The sequence below is a fragment of the Sphingomonas sp. Leaf412 genome, from assembly GCF_001425405.1.
Classification (GTDB): Bacteria; Pseudomonadota; Alphaproteobacteria; order Sphingomonadales; family Sphingomonadaceae; genus Sphingomonas.
Map to the genome: position 1 here is coordinate 1,350,387 of NZ_LMQP01000003.1, position 6,193 is coordinate 1,356,579.

Consider the following 6,193-nt stretch of genomic DNA (forward strand, 5'->3'; position numbering starts at 1 on the left):
CGCCGCGGTTCGACTGCTCGATGACGATCGGGACAAGGCCGGCAGTGGTCTGCTGAAGGCCGAGCCCGGCGTTCGCCAGCTTGCCAGCGAAATCGCCATTGTCGAACGGATTGTGCATGAAGAAGCTCTCTCGTGCGCTGTGGGAAGAACGCCAACATCGGCGCTTGGACGAAACGGTTCAAGCCCCCGCTTGCCGGCGGCCGCGGCGCGGAAGGTCACGAAAGGTCGCACGGTCACGCATGCGCGCGCATCGTCGGGGCGGGCGGAGCGGGAACGGGCGGCGGGACATGCGCCGCGATATCCCGGCCGGGGGCATGTAGGACAGCGTTTCCCGGTGCCGGATGCGCCAGATAGGCGAGCCGCTTCACCTCCCGTCGGCCGCGCACCACGGTGTCGAGGATCAGGCCCGCGAAGGCGCACAGCGCGGCCAGGATCATCAGGCCGGTGACGAGGATCGCGGTGGGAAAGCGCGGCACGAGGCCGGTCTGCGCATAGGTGATCGCCAACGGGATCGCGAGGACGACGGCGACCAGTGCGAACGCCAGGCCGATGCCGCCGAAGAACCACAGCGGCCGCTCGATCCGGTACAGCATCGCGATCGTGCGCAGGATGCGCCATCCGTCGCGCCAGGTGCTGAGTTTCGAGAGCGATCCTTCGGGCCGCGCGAAATAGGGCGTCTCGACCTCCGCGGTCGGCATCTTCAGCTCCAGCGCGTGGACGCTGATCTCGGTTTCGATCTCGAACCCCACCGACAGGACCGGGAAACTCTTCACGAACCGTCGCGAGAACACGCGGTAACCGCTCAATATGTCGGTGAAACTTCGGCCGAACAGGCGCGCGAGCATCCCCGTCAGCAGGGCGTTGCCGAACCGGTGGCCGCGGCGGTAGGCGGCGGCGGCCTCCCCGATGCGGCTGCCCACGACCATGTCCAGCTGCTCGTCCAGCAGGTGCGCGACGAGCGCGGGGGCGGAGGCGGCGTCGTAAGTCGCATCGCCGTCGGCCATGACGTACACGTCGGCGTCGACGTCCGCGAACATGCGGCGGACGACCGCGCCCTTCCCCTGGATCCGCTCGGTCCGCACGACCGCCCCCGCCGCACGGGCGAGTGCGACCGTCCGGTCGGTGCTGTTGTTGTCGTAGACGTGGATCGTGGCGCCGGGCAGCGCGGCGCGGAAATCGGCCACGGTCCGCGCGATCGCCGCTTCCTCGTTGTAGCAGGGGAGGAGGACGGCGATCGTGGTCATGTCTTTCCCGTTTCTGCCCTCTGCCCTGGAAAGGCGAGAGGATACGTAGCCTTGGCAGCTTGCTGCCTAGGCGGAGTTGGTGAGGGGTCGAGCGGCGCTGTCGCGCCGCGCGCTCGCGATGCGAGCGCTCACCCCTCACCCAGCTCCGACTAAGGCCGCGCTGACGCGCGACCTAAGTCTACGCAACTCTCTCCCCTTAGCAGGGGAGAGGGAAGAATAGGTTAAGCCTCGCTCTTCGCCTTCTTCGCGCGCGGCTTCTTCGCCGGGGCGTCGGGCGCGCCGGTCCCCTCCGCGGCTTCGGCGGCGACCGGGTCGCTGGTCGTCAGGGCCGTCTCGGCCTCGACCGGTGCGGCCTTCTTCGCGCGCGGCTTCTTCGCGGCGGCCTCGGCTACCGGAGCTTCCGGCGCGGCCGGCGTTTCGGCCCCGGCGTTATCACCCTTGGCGGCGGGCTTCTTCGCCGCGGCCTTCTTCGCGGGCTTGGCCTCCGCCTCGCCGTCCGCCGGTGCTTCCGCCTTCTTCGCGGCGGCCTTCTTCTGCTTCGGCTTGTGGTTGTCGTGATCGTGGCTGTGCGTGCCGGTCGCGAAGCCGTCCTCGCTCTCGATCGCGGCCTCCAGTTCCTCGCGCGTCGTCTCGCGGTCGGTCACCTCGGCCTTTTCGAACAGGTAATCGACGACCTTGTCCTCGTACAGCGGCGCACGCAGCTGCGCGGCGGCCATCGGGTCCTGCTGCACGTACTGGATGAACTGCTGGCGCTGCTCGGGCGAATATTGCTGCGCGGCCTGCATGACCAGGCGGCTCATCTCCTGCTGGCTGACCTCGACGCCGTTGGCCTGCCCGATTTCGGACAGCAGCAGGCCCAGGCGGACGCGGCGCTCGGCGATCTTGCGATAGTCCTCGCGCTCGTCCTCCATCTCCTTCAGCGCCGCGGCGGGGTCAGGCTCGTGCGTCGCCTCGTGCTGGAGCTGGCTCCAGATCTGGTCGAACTCGGCCTCCACCATCGACGGCGGGACCTCGAAATCGTGGCCCGCCGCGAGCTGGTCGAGCAACTTACGCTTCATGTACGTGCGGGTCAGGCCGTTGTGCTGCTGCTCGATCTGGCCCTTCAGCAGGCCCTTGAGCTGCTCCAGGCTCTCGAGCCCCAGCGACGTGGCGAGGCCGTCGTCGATCACCGTCTCGCCCGCGGTCTGCACCGACTTGATGACCAGGTCGAAGGTCGCGTCCTGACCGGCGAGGTCCTTCGCCTGGTAATCGGCGGGGAACGACACCTTGATCTGGCGCTCCTCGCCCGCCTTCGCGCCGACGACCTGCTCCTCGAAGCCGGGGATCAGGCGACCCGAGCCGATCTCGACCGCCATGTCGCTGCCCGTGCCGCCCTCGAACGCCACGCCGTCCATCGTCTTGCCGACGAAGTCCATCGTCACGAGGTCGCCGGTCTCCGCGGCCTTGTCGCCCGCGTCGTCCCACTTCTTCTGCTGGTCGGCGAACTTCTGGAGCTGCTCGGTCACGTCGTCGTCGCTGACGGGCACGGTCAGCCGCTCCAGCTTCAGCGCGTCGATCGACGGGGCCGGGACCTGCGGCAGGACCTCCAGCGCGACCTTCAGCTCCGCGTCCTTGCCGGGTTCATACCCCTCGGCCAGTTCGACCGACGGCTGGATCGCGGGGCGCAGCTGCTGCTCCGCGATCAGCGACTGCACGCCCTGCTGGATGGAATTGTTCAGCGCATCCTGGTGCAGCGCGGGGCCGTGCATCTTGCGCACCAGATTCGCGGGCACCTTGCCTGGGCGGAAACCGGGCATCTTCACCTGCGGCGCGACCCGCTTCAGCTCGGCATCGACCAGCGCGTCGATCTCCTTCGCCGGGATCGTGAGGGTGTAGGCGCGCTTCAGGCCTTCGTTGAGCGTCTCGACAGTCTGCATGGTGCCGCTTTCGTTCGAAAATATCGTTTGTCGGTGGCCCCCGCTGGAACACGGGGACTGGTGCGGGCGAAGGGACTCGAACCCCCACATCTTGCGATGGCAGGACCTAAACCTGCTGCGTCTACCAGTTCCGCCACGCCCGCTCAGGACACCGCCGGTCGCGGGGCTCTATACGTCCGTCACGCATCCGGCAACCCGGTGCGGACCTGCGCGTTGGAGGGGGCCAAGAGGAGAAGCCAGATGGCGACCACGCCCCCCGACGTTCCGCAGCCTTCGCAGCCCGTCCAGCCCGACGCGCCCCCGCCCGAAGTGACCCCGCCCGCGCCCGACGTGGACGTGCCGTCGCCGGGCCAGCCGTCGCCGACGGGGCCGAGCATCTGATCCCGACAGCCCCTCCCTTCAAGGGAGGGGTTGGGGTGGGTGGTGTCCTGACGATACGGTTGGGTGACGCGTATGGCGTGCCGTATCCCCGGACAGGACCCACCCCCGAACCCTTCCCTTGCAGGGAGGGGAGACAAGGTACGCTACCCCGAGCGCAGCAACGCGACGCCCGCGTCGCGCTCGAACAGGTACAGCGCCGCGCGGGCGGCGCGTCCCCGTTCCCCGTCCAGCCCGCCGTCGCGGTCGATCAGCAGGCGGGCGTCGTCGGTGGCGATCGGGAGCAGGGCCGCCAATTGTTCGGGCGAGGCGACGCGGAACGCGGCCTCGCCCGACTGGCGCGTGCCCAGCAATTCGCCCGCGCCGCGCAGGCGCAAATCCTCCTCCGCGATCCGGAAGCCGTCGTTCGTCTCGCGCATCAGCGCCAGCCGTGCGCGGCTCGTCTCGCTCAGCGCGCGCCCGCGCAGCAGCAGGCACACCGAATGCCCCCCGCCCCGCCCGACGCGGCCGCGCAGCTGGTGCAGCTGGGCCAGACCGAAGCGGTCGGCGTGCTCGATCACGATCAGCGTGGCGTTGGGCACGTCCACCCCGACCTCAATGACGGTGGTGGCGACCATTACGCCGTGCGCGCCGGCGGAGAATCGCGCCATCACCGCGTCCTTCTCCTCCGCCCGCATTCGCCCGTGGATCAGGCCGACGCGCTCCCCGAAGCGCATCGCCAGCGCGGCGGCGCGGACCTCCGCCGCCTTCAGGTCGCTGGTCTCGCTTTCCTCCACCAGCGGGCAGACCCAATAGGCCTGCTTTCCCTCCGACAGATGGCGGCCGAGCGCGTCGACGACCTCGTCCACGCGCTCCTCCGACACCACGCGCGTCTCGATCGGTTCGCGGCCGGGCGGCATCTCGTCCAGCCGGCTCTGGTCCATCTCGCCATGGATCGCGAGCGTCAGCGTGCGCGGGATCGGGGTCGCGGTCATCGCCAGCAGGTGCGGCGGCGTGCGGCCCTTCGCCGCCAGCAGCATCCGTTCGGCCACGCCGAAGCGATGCTGCTCGTCCACCACGACCAGCCCCAGATCCCGGTAGCCGACCGCTTCCTGGAAGATCGCGTGCGTGCCGACGAGGATATGGATGCTGCCGTCGGCAAGGCCCATCAACGTCGCCTCGCGCACCTTGCCCTTGTCGCGTCCCGTCAGCACCGCGACCTCGACCGGCAGGCCCGCGAGCGTGCGGCGCAGCGTCTCGTAATGCTGGCGCGCCAGGATTTCGGTGGGGGCCAGCATCGCGGCCTGCGCGCCCGCCTCCACCGCGATCAGCAGCGCCATCGCGGCGACGAGCGTCTTGCCCGAGCCCACGTCGCCTTGCAGCAGCCGCAGCATCGGCGCGTCCTGCGCCAGGTCGCCCTCGATCTCCGCCACGCTGCGCGCCTGCGCCCCGGTCAGGCTGTACGGCAGCGTCAGCAGGTCGCGCAGCCGGCGGTCGCCCTTCAGCGCCCTGCCCTTGCGCCGCCGGGTGTCGGCGCGGACCAAAGTCAGCGCCAGCTGGTTGGCGAACACCTCGTCATAGGCCAGCCGTTCGCGCGCCACGGCGTCGGCGGGGTCGGCGTGGAGGCGGTGGAGCGCGTCGCGCCATGCGGGCCAGTCATGCTTCGCCTTCAGGCTGCGCTCGATCCATTCGGGCAGGTCGGGCGCGCGCGCCAGCGCCTGTTCGGTCAGCGCGAACAGGCGGCGCGACGTCAGCCCCTCCGACAAGGGATAGATCGGCTCGCGCGGGCGGAAGCCGTCGCCGTCCGCCAGCAGCTCGGGATGCACGATCTGGAGGTCCTGACCATATTGGTCGAGCCTGCCGGAGAATTTCCGCGGCTCGCCGGGCGGCAGCAGCTTGCGGACATAGCCCGACGAATTGCCGAAATAGACGAGCGTGACGTGATTGCCGTGTGCGTCGGTCGCCTGCACCCGCGTCGGCGCGCGCGGGCTGCTGCCGCTGCGTACGTCGACGGGGGTGAGCGTGATCGCGATCGTGCGGCCGACGTCATCCTGCATCAGTTCGTCGCGCGCGATCCGATCGACCCAGCCCGAGGGCAGATGGAACAGCAGGTCGACGACGCGCGCGATGCCGAGCCGGTCGAGCGGCCGGGCCAGCGCCGGGCCGACTCCCTTCAACGCCGTCACTTCGGCGAACAGCGGATTGAGGATATCGGGTCGCATGACTATCTGTGCGCTACTCCAGCCCCGATCCGTCATGCCAGCGAAAGCTGGCATCTTCCGGTTGACCGGGCCTATCCCTCGCATGAGAGGCCAGCCTTCGCTGGCCTGACGAAAGAAATCGGTGTGGACGACATCCGCCTGAAACGCCTGCGCTTCCGCGCCTGGCACCGCGGCACGCGCGAGGCCGACCTGATGATCGGCGGGTTCTTCGACCGTCACGGCGAGTCGTGGGACGCAGGCCAGCTCGACTGGTTCGAGGCGTTGCTGGAGGAACAGGACGTCGACATCATGGGCTGGGCGATCGGATCGATCCCCTGCCCGCCCGAATGGGACGGACCGATGATGGCGCAGATGCGCGCGCTGGATTTCGTGAAGGTCGAGCGCTGATCTCCCTCTCCCCGTCGGGGAGAGGGCCGGGGTGAGGGGCCGCCCCGGGCGATATCGTTTGTGGCGG

General features: G+C 69.5%; 5 protein-coding genes, 1 tRNA gene and 1 pseudogene. 2 read left to right on the forward strand and 5 right to left on the reverse strand.

Annotated elements, in window-relative coordinates:
- The 4 genes and pseudogenes from clpP to ASG29_RS13650 form a co-directional block, all read right to left on the reverse strand.
- A pseudogene (clpP, locus tag ASG29_RS17865) lies at positions 1 to 118 on the reverse strand (ATP-dependent Clp protease proteolytic subunit); the annotation flags it as partial.
- A gap of 115 nt (positions 119 to 233) precedes the next feature.
- Positions 234 to 1,244 carry a glycosyltransferase family 2 protein gene (locus ASG29_RS13640; RefSeq protein WP_082516004.1) on the reverse strand — a complete coding sequence of 337 codons (1,011 nt, stop codon included), beginning with the start codon at positions 1,242 to 1,244 and terminating at the stop codon, positions 234 to 236.
- 221 nt (positions 1,245 to 1,465) lie between these two features.
- Entirely contained in the window at positions 1,466 to 3,160 is a 1,695-nt protein-coding gene (gene tig / locus ASG29_RS13645; RefSeq protein ID WP_055984884.1) for a trigger factor, read from the reverse strand.
- Positions 3,161 to 3,218: 58 nt separating this feature from the next.
- Positions 3,219 to 3,303 (reverse strand) — tRNA-Leu (locus ASG29_RS13650).
- A 97-nt stretch (positions 3,304 to 3,400) separates the two neighbouring features.
- Here ASG29_RS13650 and ASG29_RS17235 point away from each other — a divergent pair.
- Positions 3,401 to 3,541 (forward strand): hypothetical protein, encoded by a 141-nt coding sequence (locus ASG29_RS17235; RefSeq protein ID WP_200932463.1) that lies wholly within the window; start codon positions 3,401 to 3,403, stop codon positions 3,539 to 3,541.
- A 143-nt stretch (positions 3,542 to 3,684) separates the two neighbouring features.
- Here the strand turns inward: ASG29_RS17235 and recG are convergent, their stop codons facing one another.
- Complete coding sequence (gene recG / locus ASG29_RS13660; protein WP_055984890.1) at positions 3,685 to 5,739, reverse strand: ATP-dependent DNA helicase RecG; 2,055 nt, start codon at positions 5,737 to 5,739, stop codon at positions 3,685 to 3,687.
- 123 nt (positions 5,740 to 5,862) lie between these two features.
- Between recG and ASG29_RS13665 the strand changes: the two genes are divergently transcribed.
- Complete coding sequence (locus ASG29_RS13665; RefSeq protein WP_055984891.1) at positions 5,863 to 6,126, forward strand: succinate dehydrogenase assembly factor 2; 264 nt, start codon at positions 5,863 to 5,865, stop codon at positions 6,124 to 6,126.
- The last annotated feature ends 67 nt before the right edge of the window (positions 6,127 to 6,193 follow it).

What these genes read in the sequence shown, in the direction of transcription:
- recG (WP_055984890.1), bottom strand. Translation starts at nt 5,739, where the DNA reads ATGCGACCCGATATCCTCAATCCGCTGTTCGCCGAAGTGACGGCGTTG.
- tig (WP_055984884.1), bottom strand. Translation starts at nt 3,160, where the DNA reads ATGCAGACTGTCGAGACGCTCAACGAAGGCCTGAAGCGCGCCTACACC.
- ASG29_RS13640 (WP_082516004.1), bottom strand. Translation starts at nt 1,244, where the DNA reads ATGACCACGATCGCCGTCCTCCTCCCCTGCTACAACGAGGAAGCGGCG.
- ASG29_RS17235 (WP_200932463.1), top strand. Translation starts at nt 3,401, where the DNA reads ATGGCGACCACGCCCCCCGACGTTCCGCAGCCTTCGCAGCCCGTCCAG.